A 19,594-nucleotide genomic window follows, 5' to 3' on the forward strand; every position below is an offset into this window, starting at 1 on the left:
CGCCATGAGATTTGACGCTTTGGTGCTTGATGGTGCAGTCTCCTTCGCGCCTTGTGCACCACATTGCACCACCCACCAGCACATTGCCTGGACATTCACTGGGGGAGACTCTCGAACGTGGACGATGATTTCGCGGCAAATCTTCGCTATCTCTGCACCTTCTATCACTCCATCGCAGACGTCTGCCGCCGATTACAGATCAATCGGGCACAGTTCAACCGCTACCTGAGTGGGCGCTACAAGCCGTCCGGCAACACCATGCGCCGAATCTGCAGCTTCTTCGGGGTCGAAGCCCACGAAATCCTGCTTCCCCACGCCACATTCGCGGCACTGGTGGGAGACCGGCCCCGCGGTGAAGAGCAGGAGGATAGTGCCGAAGCGCGGATCGAGAACGCTCGCGAGACGCTCACCCCCAACCTGCCCGACAGCGTCATTCAGCGGGGTCGCCATGGACTGTCGCGCTATCTGGGGCGCTATCACGAGTACTATCTGTCGATGTCACAGCCGGGCAAGGTGCTGTGCACTCTGGTGACGATCCAGCAGCACGGCGAGGACGTCATCTATGAGCGGGCCGAACGCATGCCGCTGCCCAGCAGCAACCTGCCGCACCGCAACCGCTATCGCGGGGTGGCGCTGCTGCTGTCCAGCCGCCTGTTTCTGGTCGATTACGAAGCCGTCAATGAGCATGAGATCACCGAGACCGTGCTGTATCCCAGCTTTCGCAGTCACGTGACGCGGCTGAATGGCCTCAAGCTGGGCGTGGCCGACAGCAGTGACCGAGTTCCCTGCTGTGTGCGTGTAGTCTATGAGCGCCTCAGCCAGCGCATTTCGCTGCGCGAGAGCCTGTCACGCTGCGGCCTGTACGACCCGGACGACCCCCGCCTCGACCCGAGCATCGTCGCGGCAATTCGCAATGATGTCGATGAAGGAGAATGGCACTTCCGCGCCCGCTGCTGACCACCACAGCTCCATCATCTGCCCACCGCTTCTGGCTTCTGGCTTACGGCTTCTTGCCTCTTGCTTACGGCATCAGGCTGATCGAGGCACTCGCCGAGCGCCCGCGACTATCCAGCACCGTGAGGCGATGAAAACCACCGCCGATATCATTGATCCAGCCTTCGCGACGCAACTCGTCCATGCTCACCGGCTGGTTGTTGACCAGCCAGTGAAACGGCGGCTCGCCGCCCTGCAGGCGCACAAACAATGAGGCCGCGTCCACGGACGACAGATGCACTTCAGCGCCGTCTCTCGGCACGACAATGCGCAGTGAGGCCAGCGACTGACCCGACGCTCCCTGAAACTGACGCAGTGAGTGTGGCAGCTCTGCGGTCGACGCGATCAGCGCATCAGCCGGTGGGGTGCGATCCGGGGCCTCAACACCGAGGACGTCGAAGGCCGAGAACAACAGCGGTGCAGCACTCTGTGCCCCCAGCGAACCCGGCATCGAACCGTTGTCGGCGCGCCCTACCCATACTGCAATGACGTGCCGCCCATCGAAACCGATCGACCAGGCGTCGCGATGACCGTAGGAAGTGCCGGTCTTGTAGGCGATGCGATCCGAGGCACCAAAACCCGCGCGCGGCGTTTGCCGAAGAATATCGGCCAGGTACCAGCTGGCTCGCTCGCTGATCACGCGGGGGCCAGTGGCAGCATCGGCGTCCGCTGCTCGTGGATCAGGTGCCTGCTGAGTCGTTGTCAGACGCACGGCACGCCCATGGTTGGCGATCATCGCGTAGATCGCCGCCATGTCCTCCAGCCGAGTGCCGACCCCACCCAGGGCCACCGCCAGCCCCGGTGCCGCTCCCGATGCCACCACCGGCGAGGCACCGGAGCGGCGCATGGCTCCCATCAGGCGTGCCGGCCCCACCGCATCGAGCACCGCCACTGCGGGGAGATTACGCGATGCCTGCAATGCCTCGCGAACCGTCATCGGCCCGAGATAGTGACCATCGAAGTTGGACGGCGACCAACCATCAAAATCGTAGGGGGCATCATTGATCAGGGTTTCGGGATGAACGATGCCATCATCGAAACCCAGCGCATAAACCAGTGGTTTGAGCGTCGACCCGGGCGAGCGCAGCGCCTGGCTCATATCGACATATCCGGCACGTTCAGTATCCATGACATCCGGCGCACCGATTCGCGCACGCACCTCTCCACTGTGATAATCGACGACCAGCATGGCCGCTGTTATCGGCTGCGGCTGCCGGGCCACCCAGCCACTCAACTGATTCTCCAGGCGACGCTGCCATCGAGCGTCAAGAGAGGTCGCGACGATGGGTGCTGTCGAGCCTGCCGTGGGTGGCTGAGTCAGTTGCCGAGATAGTGGCTGAGTCAGTTGACGAGATAGATGCCATGCTAGACGCGGCATGCGCTGCTGCACGGTCGGCATCGGTTCCTGAAGTGCTTCACGGGCGATCTCGTCATCCAACACTCCCGCCGACAAACTGCGCTCCAATACCCGATTACGCGCGGCCAATGCCGCTTGTGCATTACGATCCGGAGTACGCTGTGACGGAGACTGGGGAATCGCTACCAGTAACGCGGCTTCGGCGGCGGATAACCAGCCGGGATTCTTGCCGAACCATGCCAGACTGGCAGCACCGACACCTTCGAGGTTACTGCCCATCGGTGCGAGATTGAGGTAAAGCTCGAGAATCTGTTGCTTGCTTAGCTGCTGCTCCAGCGCCAGGGCACCACGAATCTGGGCAACCTTGGCGGACAGCGTTCGCGTCGATCCACCCTTGAGCAGGCGCACCACCTGCATGCTCAGCGTCGAACCACCGGAAACAATCTCCCCGTGCCACGCCGCCTGCATTGCGGCGCGTACCAGCGCCAACCAGTCGACACCGTGATGGGAATGGAAGCGCCGATCCTCATAGGCCAGCAGCATCTCGATATAGTGGCGATCCACATCCTGCAGTGACACCTGCCGCCGCCAGTAGCCATCGGCACTCAGAAACAGACTCAAGGGTTGCTGCTGGCGATCGAGCACCAACGGCGAATAGTGAATCTGGCGCAGCGGATCGGGAGCGTTATCCACCCACTCGTCCAACGCCAGGCGCGCAGCGCTCAACAGTGTCAGTAGCACCAACAGCGCAACCAACAACCATCTTGCACCACGACCGCGATACCAGTGCTGCCATCGGCTCACCGGTATCGTGCTGTCACTCTGCCTGGTAGCCGGCATTCACTGGTTATCCCTATCAACACCTGCCTCATCGATACCACCGATCACCACCCGTCCCGATGCTGTGTTGGCCTGCAGGTGCGGCAGATACATGTCCTGTACTCGTGCGGCAGGATGACGGAAATCACCGGGGCGAATGGCGCGGACCATATAGGCCAATTCGAACGCGTCGCCGTTACGCAGATCCACCGCCGCGAAGAAGTGGTCATCGGCGAACTCGGCATGGGTCGGCTTGATGCCACCGGAGAACCATTCCAGCCCATCGGCATCCGCCGATGCCAGCACATTGGGGTTATCGATATGGAAGCCCGCCGGCAATGGGTCCTCAATCGCCAGTTGACCACGCTGGGTCGCCAACGGCGTGATGGTCAGCACCACCAGCATACGTTGGTTGAGTTCGAGCTGTGCAACATCGATGCGCTCGCCTTCGAGGCTGTAGTAGCGGCGCGATATCTCAACGCCCGAACTACGTGGAGCAACCTCGCCGGTGGGTGCGCCACTCAACGTCACCGCCGCGCTGGTATCTTCATCCAACGGGTTGAGCGGTGCCGAATGACGATATTCATCGAGACTCAATGACAGACTGGCCGCCGTCTCACCCTGCTCCTCGAGCTGACGTGCTGCAACGCGTAACAGGTTGGCCTGCTCCACGCTGTTGCCATGATCGGCCGCAAGCTGGATGGCATTGACCAGCTGCTCTCTGTCCACGGGATAATCGGCTGCCAGCGCCAGACGGTAAGCGATCAATCGATCTCGAACATTGCTGGCGTAGGGGTCCCAGGAGCGCGAGTAGGGATCGATGTCATTCGATCCGAGCACCTCGAACGCGGTCTGGAACAGCCGTGTGGCTCGTTCGGGATCGCCCATCTCATTGAGTGCCGCCCCCAGCCAGGCCCCCTCCAACCCGTTACGCTTGTCGGGGTCCTCGGCACCAAGCCAACTGTCGGCGAAATAGCGCAGATCACTGGCCCGCGCTTCACCCGTCAATGCCAGTACGTAGAGGGCATAGGCGGCACTGCTGCGACTTTCCGCCGAATAGCTGGCACCGTTGACCTTATTCTGCAGGTTGCGCAGGGCCAGACTCAGCGCCGATGACGGCACCTCGAGACCAGACTGTGAGGCGCGCCACAGGAACTCACTGGCATAGGCATCCAACCAGAAATTATTGCTCTCCGGGGCCCAGTCACCAAAAGCTCCCGTCGGTGACTGACGCGACAACACTCCCGCCACGACATCATCGAAGTGCTCGGCGGCCTTGTCGCGAGCCTCTTCGGGCAACACGTCACGCGCCGACAGCAGCGGCTCGACACCGGAAATCAATTGCTCGGTACAACCCCATGCCAACGTATACAGCGACTGCGCCACCGCTGGCACATGAAAATCTGCCAGACCGCCGAAACTCACACTGAGGTTGGAATCCGCTGCCATGCCCCCGGTAAACGTCTCAGGCAACTGGAGCGCCGCGCCGGCCTGCACCGGGAACTGCTGACGACGCTGAATCGGTAGGTCGTTGTAACGCACGTCCAGCGGCAGCGTCTGGGTCAGTATTTCGCCTCCCGGAGTCTCCAGCTCGAGGCTCAGATCTGCGGCGCCGGGATCGAGAGCGGTCAACTCGAAGGTCAGCACGCGATGCTCGCCCTCGTCCAGGCTCAGGGTCTGAGTTCCATTACCGGCCACCGAAACCGGCCCCTTACCTTGCAACTGCACGCGTACTTCGCCGGTCGGCCCTTCGGCATGCGCCAGCTCAAGCCGTACCTGGGCTCGATCTCCCGGAGAAAGGAAGCTCGGTGCATGCGCGGTCAACACGATGGGATCGCGAACGATGAAATCCTCGGCTAGACTGCCGAGTCCAGTCTCGGACCAGGCGGTAGCCATGGCCCGCACCGTGCCATTGAAGGCCGGCAATGGCAGATCGATGATCGCTTCACCATTGGCATCAACGTCGACCAGCCCCGAGAACACCGTGACGTATTCCTCGCGGCGCGGCCCCGGCGCCTGCTGCCCCGGCGAATTGCTGTCCCCGCCTTCGCGCAGTGCCGCTGCCGCGCCGGGAACGTTCTCGATCAAGCGACCATTCAGGTCGCGCATCTCGAAGGCCAGTCGCCTTTGGCCGAAGAATTCCTCCTCGGGCTGTGGCGCCTTGAAGCCGGTCAGATTGAGAATTCCCAGGTCGACCACGGCCACCGTGGCGTAGACGGGCTCGCCCTCAGGAATATTCTCGACCGATAAGGTCAGTTGATTACCCTGCCGCGACTTGAGTGGCTCGACAGGTGCCATCGCCAATTCGATGGTGCGCAGTGACGCATCCACCGCCACCCAATTGACGCCAATCGCACGCCGCGGATTGAGATCACTGGCCTGGTCACGAGGCGTAATCAGTGAGGTGACCAGATAAGCACCAGATCCCCAGCGTTCATCGACCGTCAGGCTGAGCTCGTTGGCGCCCTGCTCGACATCGAAGCGCTGCGTCTCGACCAGACGTCCGTTGAGCACTCGCACCTCGGCGATACCGGAGCGCCGTGCATCGAGCAGCAGTTTGAGCTTATCGCCGACCTGATAGCTGGAGCGATCCAGCCCGGTGGAGAGCCGGTCCGGGGTATCGGCACTGCCTCCGCCGCCGCCGTAGTAGCCCGCCCAGAAGGTGTGGCGAGTCACTACCGGCTGACCATCGACCTCGGCTCGCAACTCAAGCTCGTATTGGCCCCAGCCCACCGGCACCGATAGCTGCCCACCATCCGCTTCCGCAATGTCCACGCTGCCATGGCCATCCCGGCTACGGCGCTCGACGGCGGAGTAGCCCCACTCGCCGTTGACCTTGTACCACTGATAATCCCGTGAAATGCGTGACAGCGTCCATTCAACGCCTTCCAGCGCCTGAGCAGAGCGTCCTTCACCCAATGCCACCAGCTCGAAAGTGGCATCACTACCCTCGGCGGCAACCTGATCGAACAACGGCTTGAGACCGATCACCACGCCATCCAGCGCCATCGGCAAACTGAGTTTTCGTTCGACGGGGCGCCCCGACCCCTCGCGGATCTGCATATTCAGGGACAGCTCCTCCACCTGACCGGCAGAAGCAGCTGGCGGCACCGGCAAGGTCACCAGAGCCTTACCCTCGGCATCGGTGGTCTGACCGGCAGGTAACAACGCCGAGGTACTCTGATCCTCACTGGCGGGAATACCGAAGTGGTAGCCGGGATAGCTCTGCATCTGCCCTACCGGGCGGCGCGTGACCTTGCCCGAGATCGATAGGCCGGCCCCCGGTGCGCCATACAGATAGCGCGCATTGACCGCGACTTCTGCGGGCTCGGCCCGGCTGACTTGCGGCTGACGACTGTCGAGATCGAAGTCGATGCGTTCCGGTACGAAGTCCTCCACCAGAAAACTGACCTCCGCCAGCGCCTCAGCCTCAGGATCGGCATGGAAGCGCAGCTTCCACAGACCATGCATGGCACTGGTATCCAGATCGAGCTGGCCGACACGGCCTCCCGCCGCCTGATCATTCAGCGTCTGCCGCGAATGCTCCTTGCCATCGGGGCGCACGGCAATCATGGTCAACGGCATATCGGCAATCGCCCGACTCTCGAGGTCCCTCGCCAGCACGGTAGCGAAAACGCTGGCTCCCGGGCGATAGATGCCACGCTCAGTGGTGGCAAAGATATTCACCGACTGTGGTGCCGAGTGCCCGGAAACACCACGGTCACTGAGATCAAAACCGGCCTCGCGCAGATTGATGAAATTGAAATCCGTGCCGCCAGCATTGACCACGCTCAACAGCGCCGGACTATCGCCTCCTCTTCCCGACAACCACTGCGGCGCAATGCGGACATAGCCTTGATCATTGATCTCGGCCCGATGCAGTACGCTATTGTTGCGCGCCACCAGTTGGACTTCGCCATCGCTTATCAGACTGCCATCACTGAAGCGGCTGACAAAAACGTGCAGACCGTCCGGCCCCGAGAATGTTGTGAGCGAAGTGTCCGACACCAGAAACCACTGAGTGGCCAGCTGATAGCTGTCTTCGTCGTCGGGTAGCGCGGTGATCGCATAGATGCCGGGCTCGAGGACTTCCAGCGCCGAACCGACATCGAGCAGCGATACGGTGTCCTGGTTACGCTCACTGGCGACACTGGCTTTACCCTTCCAGACCAGACTGCCTTCTTCCTCGGCCAGCTCGGATGCCTGGTAGCGATACAAGGGGTCAAGCCACTCATCGCCGCGCAGCAGGTTGGTCAGGTTACGATCCGCGACATGGTAGATACTCACGTCGACACTGTCGGTATTGACCGCGGTGATCGGGATCTGGTGCGTCTTCCCTTGCGGCAACACATAGCCACGCCCGCTGAAGCGCACGCTGGGCGAACGATCCGGCATCACCAGATCGAAGGCGCGCTCGCGGGCCATGACCTCACCGGAAGCCGCCGGTAACCCCTGACGCAATACGATGTGGTACTCACCGCCATGTTCCAGCCCAGCAATGCACAACCGCTTGCCTTCGGCGCTGACATCAACATCGACACCATTGGTCTGGGTACCCTTACTGACCCGTAGATAGTCACCGTACAGGAAGCCGTCTTCACGCAGTGGCTCGGAGAACTCGGCACAGAAACGTGGCGCGCTGCTCTCGGCCTCAGCACGGGAGTCCATGACTCGCGGACCGTAGGTCAGCAATGCTCTCTCGAGCTGGGAATGATCCCCGGTCAACTCAGTCAGCAAGCGATACGCGGCAAGGATATCGGGGCCGCGCTCCGGTTCTTCCTCGAGCTGATCGATAATCGCCCGCAGCACCAGGCGTTGTTCATCAGACTGTTCAGCGCGCAACCAGGCGTTGACCAGAAAGGCCATTTCCGCGCTACTCCAGCGGTTGAGGTAGTTCGGCCTTCCTTCGCGGTTTGTGGCACGCCGCATCAAGGCCAGCCATCCACTGGGCTGATTGCCTCTGATCGCCTCGTTGAGGTAGTCCCAGTTGCCCTGCACCGGCTCCAGGAACTCGTAGAGCGCCCGAGCCCGATTCAGCTCTTGATCACGGAAGAATCCCAGCGGCTGGCCAGCTGCATGATTCAGCAATGCCGGGTTGGTGGCGACCATGGTGCCGGATAGTGCGCCGACGAAGTTGGTGGGCGGAGATACGGTTTCGGTCTTGAGGAAGCAGGCATTAGCCCTGCCGTTGAAGGTAAATCCACGGCAGGAAGACTCATTGCGGCAGGCGCTGGCACAGTACTTCAGATCAGTCTGGAAGATTGCACGCAGATCATTGCCGGGCATGTCCACGCCGGCTTGATACTCGATACGCTCAGTGGGCATGATCGCAGCGGAGTCGATGGCTTGCGCCGTCCACGGCAGGCTCAATAACGACAGACACAACAGAATGCGACGCATGATCGGGGCTCTCCCTGCGGCAGTCCCCAAAATCTAGACCATTACATGCCTCTGCGCGGCTTCAATCAGGCCGCAATACCAGAAACGCCTGCCTGAGATGCTCTCAGGCAGGCGTTTGCTTTGTATCTCTGTTCTAGCCGCTATCTGTTCTAGCTACTATCTGTTCTAGCTACTATCTGTTCTAGCCTCTAACTGTGCTAGCCCCCTACCTGTTCCAATTCTGCGTTCGTGCTGCAGGGCAGGAAACCCTTCAACCAGCAGGAATCAGGCATTAGCAGGAATCAGCCATTGGCAGGAATCAGGTATTAGCAGGAATCAGGTATTGGTCGTTTGCTGACCGCCAACCACGACATCCCACTGCGGCTGGCCTTCTTCCAGCAGCACTCTATCTCCGTCGGGCGCCTGATCCAGGCGCGCAGTACGTGTGACGCCATCATAATGCCACACCACGTCATAGCCGACGGTCTGCTGCTGGGTATCAGTCACCGTCTGACAGCGTTGCTCAGTGGTGGTGACAGTCTGTCCCGACTCGATGTTGCGCTGGATCTCGCGACCCGCGTAACCACCACCAACCACCCCTGCGACCGTGGCAATCTTGCGGCCGCTACCGCCACCGATCTGGTTACCGACCAGACCACCGACCACTGCGCCCGCGGCGGTACCGAGAATGGAATGCGGATCACGCGTCGGAGCCTGACGACTCACCGGCACGCTTTCACATACCTGACGTGGCGTCTCGACTGTCTGGGTCACCGGTGTGACCGCTGATATATCGGCAAACTGGGGTCCTTCCGGCTGCTGCTGGACCTGCCAGGCACCAAAAGCCATGCCCCCCAAGCCAAATACGGCCAATGTTGAACCTACAATGATCGACTTGCTCATATTATCGTCTCCTTCTGACGCAGACCGCACAATCCGCACCAGGGGTCCTGTTCGAGGAATGAGACTATTCTGGCATTATCGAACACCGTTCGCAGCACCTTGGATGCAAAATGCATGAAACTTGCCGAGGCTGTCGGCTTTCAGCGACGCCACCTGCAGCCAAGCCGCGACAGGGGGCGAGCAACGAGCTGCGAGCAATTACAGCAGAAAGCTAAACAAGCTGTAAGTCACCCCGCTGGTGGATATCCGATGGGCCACAGACAAATCACAGCGAAGCGGCACTGCGCTGCCCGTAGCTCGTCGCTCGTCGCTCGTCGCTCGTCGCTCGTCGCTTAGACCCCCAGCTTGTCGCGTGTTTCGTAGTACCACGCACCCAACGCTGACAATGGCACTCGCAGCATGCGTCCACCGGGGAACGGCAGGTGCGGCAGTCCGGCGAAGGCGTCGAAGCGTTCGTCGCGCCCGGTCATGACTTCACTGATCAGGCGTCCAGCCAGGTGGGTGCAGGTCACACCATGGCCGGAGTAGCCCTGGGCGTAGTAGACGTTGTCGTTGATCACCCCGAATTGCGGTAGACGATTAAGGGTCATCAGGAAGGTCCCGCTCCAGGCGTAGTCGACCTTGGTGTCACGCAGCTGCGGGAAGGTCTTGAGCATCTTGGGACGAATCACCGCTTCGATATCCGCCGGGTCTTCGCCGCCATAATTGACGCCGCCGCCGTAGATCAAGCGGTTGTCACGGGTCAGGCGGTAATAATCGAGCAGGTAATTGCAGTCCTCGACGGCAATATTGTTGGGCAACAGCGCATGGGCCAGATCCTCACCCAGTGGCTCGGTGGTAATGATCTGAGTGCCGCAGGGCATGGATTTATTCTCCAGCTCAGGCATCACTCCACTCATGTAGGCATTACCCGCCAGCACCACTCGCTCGGCCTTGATCGAACCACCTCGGGTTCTCAGCGTCACCGGCTGGCCGTGCTCAAGCTTGATCACCGGACTCTGCTCGTAGATCACTCCGCCGAGGGATTCCAGCGCCGCCGCCTGCCCCAGCACCAGGTTCAGCGGGTGAATATGGCCGCCGGAGTGATCGACCAACACCCCGGTATAACGGTCGCTGGTGACTTCCCGCTTGTAGGCCTCGCCCTCCAGCAGTTCCAACTGATCGTTGCCGTAGCGCTCCCAGAGTTGCTTGTGCTCCTTGAGGCCCTGGAGTTGCCGGGCGTTGCAGGCAGCGAACAGGTTCTTTTCGCGCAGATCGCAATCGATACCGTAACCGGCAATGCGCTCTCGGATGATACGATTGCCCTCGAACGCCATATCGCCCAAGGCACGAGCGGTCTCATCACCGTACTTGTCCTCGATGACATCCATATCGCGGCTGTAGCTGTTGACGATCTGGCCACCGTTGCGACCGGAGGCACCGTAACCGACACGAGCGGCTTCCAGCACCACGACCTTGAGGCCCTTCTCGGCCAGATGCAGCGCCGAAGAAATTCCGGTGAAACCGGCACCGACAACGCAGACATCACAAGTGACATCCCCTGCCAGGGCGGGGCGCTCCGGTGATGGATTGGCTGAGGCCGCGTACCAGGACCCGGCGTGCTCGGTAGCAGACGCGGAATGCTTCGACGTCGCAGACATGGCTAACTCCGAAAGTGGTTATTTTATTTAACACATGACGTCATTCTATGAGCCATTCAGCCCAATTCCAACCCTTTCGATAGCATATAATCACCACCCACAGAAACAAGAAGCCGCAGGAATCCTGCGGCCTCAATGCCTTGTCGCCTTGTTCCACTCATTTCCGCTCAGTTCCGCGTCATCCATAAATCAGCGTGAACGTGCTTCCGACCACAACTGCTGCAACAACTCGAGCTGCTCGCCATCAACACTGGGCGTCAAGGAAAGTCGTGCACGCGTCTCATCATCCGGCATCACCGGCGGCTCACGCAGGGCAGCATCCAGCATCGACTGAGCGGCACCATTGGGTGAGGTATACATGTTGTAGTTCGACAGTTTGGCGGCCACCTCCGGGCGCAACATGTACTCGATGAAGGCCCGTGCTGCTTCTGGGTGCGGTGCACGCGCCGGTATCGCCATCACGTCCACCCAACGCTGCGAGCCTTCCTGCGGCACGAAGAAGCCGACATTGGCATAAAGCTCGGGGTCTGCGGCTTTCTTGCCGGCGACATCTCCGTTGTAGGCCACCCCGGCATGAATCACACCACTGGACACCTGATCGATCGCGGCGAGCGCATCCACAAAGCCCACGAAGTTGGGACGCTGACGTGTCTCAACCACAACCTTGGCCGCCTCGACCCACGGCTGCTGGCCCACGCAATCGAACCCCTTGCCCAACCAGGCGCAAATGGTGCCGAAATTGAACTGACCGTCCCCCTTCAGCATGGCAAACGGATACTCACCATTGACCTCAGAGTCGTACAGCAGGCCCCAACTGGGATCAGGCTCAGGGAAGGTCTCGGTGTTGTAGACGATACCGGTGACACCCCACTGGTAAGGCACGGTGTAGCGGTTTTCGCGATCGTAGTCCGGTGAGCGGAAGTCCTCGAGGATGTTATCCACCCCCTCCAGGCTATCGCCATCATCAGACAACGGCTGCAACAATTCCGCACCGACCAGACGTGGCACCATGTAATCGGATGGCATCACGATATCGTACTGGGCATCGCCGCCGGCGGTGAGTTTGGCCATCAATTCGGAATTGGAGTTGAAGTAGTTCTGCACGACTTCAATCCCCGACTCGGCCTCGAAATCCTCGATGATTTCGGGGTCCATGTAGTCGGTCCAGTTGAACAGGTTGAGCTGGGTTTCCTGAGCATTGACGGACATAGCCACGCCCGCCAGTAGCAATCCGGCCCCAAGCCCACGCCCGATGATCCAGCTGCTGTGCATTGTCTTCATTGTTGTTCTCCTCGCCGGTAGTACATGACTGACAGCACATGCCTGATAGCACAGGACCGGGCTATCCCCGGTCCTGTGAAACACCTGCAATATCACTACACCGAACCTGCCGGGGAGCGTAGTCGAGCCTACACTCGCAGCAACAGGTGCTCCCGCTCCCAGGAACTGATCACCTGGAAGTAGGCGCGGTGCTCGGCACGCTTGACCGCCAGATAGCTGTTGGTAAAGCGCTCGCCGAGAATCCCGGCCAGCTCCGAGCATTCACGCAACATATCCAGTGCCGGGCCAATGTCATCCGCCAGTTTGCTGCCGCCGGCCCAGGCGGACCCAACCATCGGTGGGCGCGCTTCGATCTGCCCCAACATACCGAGATAGCCGCATGCCAACGAGGCCGCCATGACCAGATAGGGGTTGGCATCGGCTCCCGCGAGTCGGTTCTCGACTCGAGTTGCCGACGGCGATGATACCGGCACCCTCAAACCCACCGTACGATTGTCCATGCCCCATTCGACGTTCACCGGCGCTGAGCCGCTGTGGTCGCTGCGCATCAGTCTGCGGTAGGAATTGACGTTGGGCGCCAGCAGCGGCAGTGCTGCCGGAAGGTAACGCTGCAAGCCACCAATGAAATGATGGAACAAGCGGCTGGGCTGACCATCTTCACCGGCAAACAGATTATCGCCGCTATCAGGATCGACCAGGCTCTGGTGAATATGCATGGAGCTGCCGGGCTCGGTCGCCATCGGCTTGGCCATGAAGGTGGCGTACATGCCGTGACGCAGTGCCGTCTCACGCAGCACGCGTTTGAACATCACTACCTGGTCGGCAAGCATCACCGGGTCGCCGTGCTGGAAGTTGACTTCCATCTGCCCGGCGCCTTCTTCATGGATCAGGGTATCCAGATCAAGGTTCATCGCCTCGCAGTAGTCGTACATCTCCTCGAACAACGGATCAAATTCATTGACCGCATCGATGGAAAACGACTGCCGACTGCTTTCTTGCCGCCCTGTGCGACCGATGGGCGGCTCGAGCGGATAATCCGAATCGGTATTGGTCTTGACCAGATAGAACTCGACCTCCGGCGCGACTACCGGCTTCCAGCCACGAGCAGCATAAAGATCGAGGACGCGCTTGAGTACGTGGCGCGGCGACAGATCGACCGGCTCGCCGGTCAGGTAGTAACAGTCATGAATGATCTGGGCGGTGGGATCTTCAGCCCAGGGGACCAGGTACACGGCATTGGGGTCAGGCACCAGTTCCATATCCCGCTCAGCGGGGTTCCAGAAGCGGATGTCTTCATCATCGGGGTAGCCCCCGGTCACGGTCTGGATGAAGATCGAGTCCGGGAGCCGAGGACGCCCGCCGTTGAGGTACTTGCCCGCAGGCATGATCTTGCCCTTGAGGATACCAGTGAGATCCGTGACGAGACTCTCGACCTCGGTAATGCCGTTTTGTGTAAACCAGTCGTTGAGTGCTGGTGTTTCCTGGCGGTTACTCATGTGAGTTTTCCGTATGGTGAATGAACTGCTCGGTAACCGAGCCCCGGTGCAAAATGCCGAACACCGGGGCTCCAGTGTGATGCGTCGCAAGCGGGCGTGACCGACTTGCGAAACACCACACCTGGTCCCTTACCGAGCCTTTACCTCTGACCAGAGCTGTTGGAAGGTCTGCAGTGCTTCGCCCTTGAGGCTTGGCGTGAAATGCAGGCGCTGCATCTCCTCTTCGGTGGGCTGAGTCGGAGACTCCGTCAACACTTCATCGAGATAAGGGCGCGCAGCCTCATTGGGGCTGGCGTAATAGTTGTAGTTCGACAACTGGGCGCCGACCTCGGCATCAAGAATGAAGTTGATGAACTTATGGGCCAGATCAGGGTTGGGTGCGTCGGCCGGAATCATCATCGAGTCGACCCACATCTCTGCACCTTCATCAGGAATCGCGAAGGTCAGGTTGGCAAATGCCTCAGGGTCTTCTTCCTTGTAGAACAGGTAATCCCCGTTGAACGACATCCCCGCATGCACGACACCACGAGCCAGCTGCTGCAAGGTCGGGGTGCCATCGGCGAAGCCGGAGAAGTTGTCGCGGTTCTTGGTTTCGATCAGCAGGTGCGCAGCATTCTTCAAGGATTCAATATCGCCACACTCATAGCCCGCTCCCAGTGAGGCACAGGCGGCGCCTACTGCTACCTGGCCGTCCTGAATCAGCGAGAACGGGTAATCGACATTGATGTCAGGATCGAACAGCAGTGACCAGCTGTTGGCCGCATCCGGGAAGGTTTCGGTGTTGTAGACCATGCCGGTCACGCCCCACTGATAGGGCGCCGAATACTCGGAGCCGGGGTCGTAGGACGGGTCGCGGAACTGCTCCATGACATTTTCCAGGTTGGGCAGTTTCGACGGATCCAGCTTCTGCACCAGCCCGGTCTCGATCAGGCGCGGAATGTAGTAGTTGGACGGCACGATGATGTCGTATTGCGACGTGCCACCGGCATTGAGCTTCGAGACCAGCTCGGGGTTGGAGTTGAAGTAGTTCTGCACCACTTCCACACCGAACTTCTCCTCGAAGGCCTCGATAATCTCGGGATCCATGTACTGGGTCCAGTTGAACAGGTACAGCTTGCCCTCTTCAGCCTGCGCACCGCCGGCCAGCAGCATGCTGCCGAGCGAAATTGCCAGTGCAGCTCGTGTCTTGTTGAGGCTCATGATGGTTCTCCTTGTTGTGTTCGTACCGCGTTGCATTCTTGCTGAGTTGCGTTCGTGCTGAGTTCTGTTCCTGCTGAGTTCCGTTCCTGCCATGCCGTGTCCCCTGGTGGATTTTCATGCGTTCAGGCACGGCGACGGTTGAACATGAGGCTGAACACCGCCGCCAGCGCCACGGCACTGATCATCAGTGTGGCAATGGCATTGATCTCCGGCGAGATACCCTTCTTGATCGCGCCCCAGATATAGATGGGCAAGGTGGCACTTTCCGGTCCCGAGGTGAAGAAGCTGATGACGAAGTCATCCACCGACAGGGTAAAGGACAGGAAGAATGCCGAGATCAAGGCCGGCTTGATGGTCGGCAGCATGAAGTGCACGACCCTCTTGACCGGAGAGGCATACAGATCCTTGGCCGCTTCAAACAGCGAGGGATCCAGGCCGACAAAGCGCGAGTAGATAATCAGCGCCACGAAGGGAATCTGGAAGGTCACGTGGGCGATGATCATCGTCGTCAGCCCCGGCTGCAGCATTCCGGTCAGGCGATGGAACTGGACAAAAAAGGCCATTTCCGAGATACCGAATACGATGTCAGGCAGCACGATCGGCAGATAGATCAGGATGATCAACCACCCCAGCTTGCGGTGCCGGTGACGATACATGCCGTAGCCGATCATGCAGCCGATCACCAACGCGATCAGTGATGAAATCACCGCCAGAATCAGCGTATTGCTGAAGGCAGACATGATCTGCTCGTTGCCCAGCAGCTGGTGATACCAGCGCAACGAGAAGCCCGTGATCCTTGCGGCACTATTGGAAGCATTGAAGGAGAACAGCACCACCACCGCGAGCGGCAGATAGAGGAACACTACCGTCAACCACCAGAAGCCCGTCAGGCCGCGACGCATTGCACGCTTGTTCATATCACCACCTCCTCGCCGCCACCCAGGCGTTTACCGATGCGACGCATGGCAAACAACCCGATAAAAGTCGCGATCAACATCAGAATGGCGCCCGCTGCGCCCAGCGGCCAGTTGGAACCACCGGAGAATTGGGTAGCGACCAGGTTGCCCAGCATCAGTCCTTTACCACCGCCCAACAGCTCAGGGATGACATACATACCGAATGCCGGAATCGCGACCAGCACAACCCCCGCCAGCAGACCCGGTAACGTCTGCGGGAAAACAGCGTGCCAGAAGGCCTTTATCGGTGAGGCATAGAGGTCCTGGGCGGCCTCAACCTGAGCGGTATCCAGCTTTTCGAAGGCAGCGTAAAGCGGCAGCACCATGAACGGCAGGAAGTTGTAGGCCAACCCGAGGGTCACGGCAAAATTCGAAGGGTACAGCCCCATGTTGGGAGGGATCATGCCCAGCATCTCGGCGAAACCCGACAATGGTGTCCCCGGCGCCAGCAGGTTCATCCAGCCGAAGGCGCGAATCACCTGATTGGTCCAGGAAGGTACCACCACCGCGAGCAACATCAGCGGACGCCATTTGTCGCGGCAGGTGCTGATGTAATAGGCGATGGGATAAGCCACGATCACCACCAGCGCGGTGGCGAGAAAGGTCTGCCACAGTGAGCGCAGCAATGTGTAGATATTGCCTGGACTCCAACCGAGGAAACCAAACCCCGCCAGTTGCTTGAAGGATTCCAGTGACAGCGGCATCTGCGGCAGGCCATAGGGACCGTTGGTCATGAAGGCCACGGCCATCAGGTAGACGCTGGGCAACACCAGAAACAACACGATCCAGGCGGCCCCCGGAGTGACGGTAAACAGCAGGTGGCGTGCTTCGCGCACCATGGCCTGGCTGCGACCGACGGCAAGAGTATTGCTATTCGACATGTCGCACCTCACTCGCTGAGCGTCACAAGATCTTCCGGCGCTACCACTACCGTCACTTCATCGCCAACATCCGGCATATGCTTGCCGCGGTTGTTGACCACAGCCTGCAGGCTGGTGCCGGCCAGTTCGAGGCGAAACTCCGCATGACTACCCCGGTAGAGCCGCTCGCTAATGCGGCCATGGAGATGGTTACGCCCCTCGACATGGCCGAGCTTGAGATCCAGCGTCTCCGGGCGAATCAGCACCAGAGCACCACCGGCGTCCTGTTCCACTTCCAACTCTCCAAGCTCGGTGGTCAGTTGGTTGCCACTGCGTGCGGTCACCGAGTACAGATTGCCATGCCCCATGAAGCGTGCCACAAAGGCATTGGCCGGGTGCTCATAGACTTCGCGCGGCGCCCCAACCTGCTGGATCTTGCCGCCATTGAGCACCGCGATACGGTCGGACATGACCATGGCCTCGTCCTGATCGTGAGTCACGAATACGAAGGTCATGCCGAGACGCTTCTGGACCCGCAGCAGCTCAACCTGCAATTGACTGCGAAGCCCCGCATCCAGCGCCGATAGCGGTTCATCAAGCAGCAATACATCCGGCTCGCAGACCAACGCTCGTGCCAGGGCAATACGCTGACGCTGCCCTCCCGAGAGCTGATCGATACGCCGATCGATGAGATCGCCAAGCTTGATGAACTGCGCGATTTCGGCGACCTTCCGCTCGCGCTCTGCTGCCGGCATTCCTTTCATCTTGAGGCCGAAGGCGAGATTCTCACGCACCGAGAGATGCGGGAAGAGTGCATAGGACTGGAACACCGTGTTGACGCTACGGTGGTGTGGCGCCACATCGGTGACATCCTTGCCACCGATATTCAGTTGTCCTTCATCGGCCTCTTCGAGACCCGCCAGAATCCGCAACAGTGTTGTCTTGCCACAGCCGGAAGGCCCGAGCAGGGTAAAGAACTCCCCGGCTTCGATGGTCAAGTCCACGCCATCCAGCGCCACCGCATCACGCCCGAAGCGCTTGTGCAGTCCACTCATGGTGATCGATGAAGCACCGCGCTGCTGACGACTCTCCGCCTCGGCATCCTCGCGCGAGGGGGTCGCGTCACCCACATGCCCGGGGGCATCGGCAGCATTCGTGATATCGGTCATGGAAAGGTCCTCTTGTCGTTGTAACCCACCACAGTTCCTGTCGTTCACCGCAGCTCCTGTTTCGTTGTTCTCGAAACTCGTCACAGGCGGTCACGAAGCTTGTAGAAGGTAGTCGCCAGTACCAGCAATGGGGTTCGTAGCCAACGCCCACCGGGGAAGGTCCGGTGCGGCATGGCAGCGAAGATATCGAAGCGCTCACTCTGTCCACTGATGGTTTCCGCCAACAGCTTGCCGGCCATGCCGGCGAGTGCCATGCCGTGACCGGAATACCCCTGCGCATAATAGATATTGGGCGCCAGACGACCGAAGTCGGGAGCACGGTTCAGGGTGATCGCCACGTCTCCCCCCCAGCGATACTGGATATCGATATCGTCGAGGACCGGGAACAACCGACGAATCTTGCCATCTATCCGCTGATCCAGGTCGCGAGGCGGATTACCGTCGTAACTGACCTGACCGCCGTATATCAGGCGTCGATCCGCAGAGAGACGATAGTAGTCGAGGACAAAGTTGGCATCCGACAGGGCATCATTGCGTGGTAGCACCTGACTGGCCTGGGCTTCACTCATTGGCTCGGTGGCGATCATGTAGTTGGCGGCACGCATGATACGGCCACTCATTTTCGGTACCAGCCGGTCGCCGTAGGCATTGGTGGCCAGTACCACATGATCGGCAATGACCCGACCGCGTTCGGTGGTCACCGTTGCCGGGTCGCTGTAGTCGATATCGACCACAGGGCTGTACTGATGCAGGCTGACACCGGCCCGTTGAGCGGCACGCGCCAGCCCCAGGGTGTAATTGAGAGGATGCAGATGACCACCTTCACTCTCCCAGAGGGCTGCCGGGTAGGCATCGGTCACTACGTGCTGCCGTAGTTCCTCGCCTTCGCGCCACTCCATGCTGGTGTAGTCATAGTCGCGAGCCATGCTCTCCTGCCATTGGCGGAGCTCATGCACATGGCGAGGTTTGACGGCGGCATGCAGATACCCCCAGGCGAGGTCACAGGGAATCTCGTGGCGTTCAACCAGGTCAGCGGTAAGGCGTACTGCCTCGCGACTCATTTCCCAGATGTCGCGAGCGGCCGAGCGGCCTAGAGCCTTCTCGACAGTGCCGATATCGGTTCCCAGACCGGGCAGGATCTGCCCGCCGCTACGGCCGGACGCACCATGACCAACAGTCAGGGCCTCGAGCAATACCACTCGATAGCCACGCTCGGCGAGATGCAGGGCAGTGGAGCAGCCGGTCACACCAGCGCCAATCACACAGACATCGGTGCGTACGTCACCTTCCAGGGGAGGGGTGGGATCAAGCTCAACCGCGATGGAGTCGCGGTACCATGAAGCAGGGGTCGCGGACGACGAAGAAACTGTCATAAAAAGTCCGTCTCGATTGCGCACTGCGCTTTGTCGTTATTGGAGACTCATGTGCCAAATACGGCATCACCTCTCCAATGTGGCACCATGCCCCGGCATGATGTCAAGAATTCAATAACAAGCATTCGCTCAACGGAAGTACAGCAATTCCATAACTATCCTGTTCGT

General features: G+C 60.1%; 12 protein-coding genes. 1 reads left to right on the forward strand and 11 read right to left on the reverse strand.

Annotated features, from left to right (window positions below):
* Nucleotides 1-117 precede the first annotated feature (117 nt).
* Nucleotides 118-957, forward strand: coding sequence for a helix-turn-helix transcriptional regulator (locus AR456_RS12325; protein ID WP_021817070.1), 840 nt, complete (start codon nt 118-120; stop codon nt 955-957).
* A 64-nt stretch (nt 958-1,021) separates the two neighbouring features.
* On the opposite strand, the gene pbpC is transcribed toward AR456_RS12325, so the two are convergent.
* From pbpC to AR456_RS12380, 11 genes are all read right to left on the reverse strand, one after another.
* Complete coding sequence (gene pbpC, locus AR456_RS12330) at nt 1,022-3,190, reverse strand: penicillin-binding protein 1C (protein ID WP_021817069.1); 2,169 nt, start codon at nt 3,188-3,190, stop codon at nt 1,022-1,024.
* Nucleotides 3,191-8,569 (reverse strand): alpha-2-macroglobulin family protein, encoded by a 5,379-nt coding sequence (locus AR456_RS12335; RefSeq protein WP_021817068.1) that lies wholly within the window; start codon nt 8,567-8,569, stop codon nt 3,191-3,193.
* Nucleotides 8,570-8,884: 315 nt separating this feature from the next.
* On the reverse strand, nt 8,885-9,451 hold the full coding sequence (locus AR456_RS12340) for a glycine zipper 2TM domain-containing protein (RefSeq protein WP_021817067.1): 567 nt from the start codon (nt 9,449-9,451) through the stop codon (nt 8,885-8,887).
* Between the two features lie 332 nt (nt 9,452-9,783).
* Nucleotides 9,784-11,091, reverse strand: coding sequence for an NAD(P)/FAD-dependent oxidoreductase (locus tag AR456_RS12345; protein ID WP_021817066.1), 1,308 nt, complete (start codon nt 11,089-11,091; stop codon nt 9,784-9,786).
* Nucleotides 11,092-11,280: 189 nt separating this feature from the next.
* Complete coding sequence (locus AR456_RS12350; RefSeq protein ID WP_021817065.1) at nt 11,281-12,372, reverse strand: polyamine ABC transporter substrate-binding protein; 1,092 nt, start codon at nt 12,370-12,372, stop codon at nt 11,281-11,283.
* Nucleotides 12,373-12,500: 128 nt separating this feature from the next.
* On the reverse strand, nt 12,501-13,868 hold the full coding sequence (locus AR456_RS12355) for a glutamine synthetase family protein (RefSeq protein WP_021817064.1): 1,368 nt from the start codon (nt 13,866-13,868) through the stop codon (nt 12,501-12,503).
* Between the two features lie 129 nt (nt 13,869-13,997).
* A complete protein-coding gene (locus AR456_RS12360; RefSeq protein ID WP_021817063.1) occupies nt 13,998-15,068 on the reverse strand; it encodes an ABC transporter substrate-binding protein in 1,071 nt (356 codons plus the stop codon).
* Between the two features lie 122 nt (nt 15,069-15,190).
* The gene (locus AR456_RS12365; RefSeq protein WP_021817062.1) at nt 15,191-15,985 is read right to left on the reverse strand and encodes an ABC transporter permease; all 795 of its coding nucleotides are present in this window, start codon (nt 15,983-15,985) and stop codon (nt 15,191-15,193) included.
* Complete coding sequence (locus AR456_RS12370) at nt 15,982-16,905, reverse strand: ABC transporter permease (RefSeq protein WP_021817061.1); 924 nt, start codon at nt 16,903-16,905, stop codon at nt 15,982-15,984. Before AR456_RS12370 ends, AR456_RS12365 begins: the two co-directional genes overlap by 4 nt.
* Nucleotides 16,906-16,913: 8 nt before the next feature.
* Nucleotides 16,914-18,053, reverse strand: coding sequence for an ABC transporter ATP-binding protein (locus AR456_RS12375; protein ID WP_021817060.1), 1,140 nt, complete (start codon nt 18,051-18,053; stop codon nt 16,914-16,916).
* An 80-nt stretch (nt 18,054-18,133) separates the two neighbouring features.
* On the reverse strand, nt 18,134-19,426 hold the full coding sequence (locus AR456_RS12380; protein ID WP_021817059.1) for an NAD(P)/FAD-dependent oxidoreductase: 1,293 nt from the start codon (nt 19,424-19,426) through the stop codon (nt 18,134-18,136).
* Nucleotides 19,427-19,594: the final 168 nt, after the last annotated feature.

The organism is Halomonas huangheensis, from assembly GCF_001431725.1.
Lineage (GTDB): Bacteria > Pseudomonadota > Gammaproteobacteria > Pseudomonadales > Halomonadaceae > Halomonas > Halomonas huangheensis.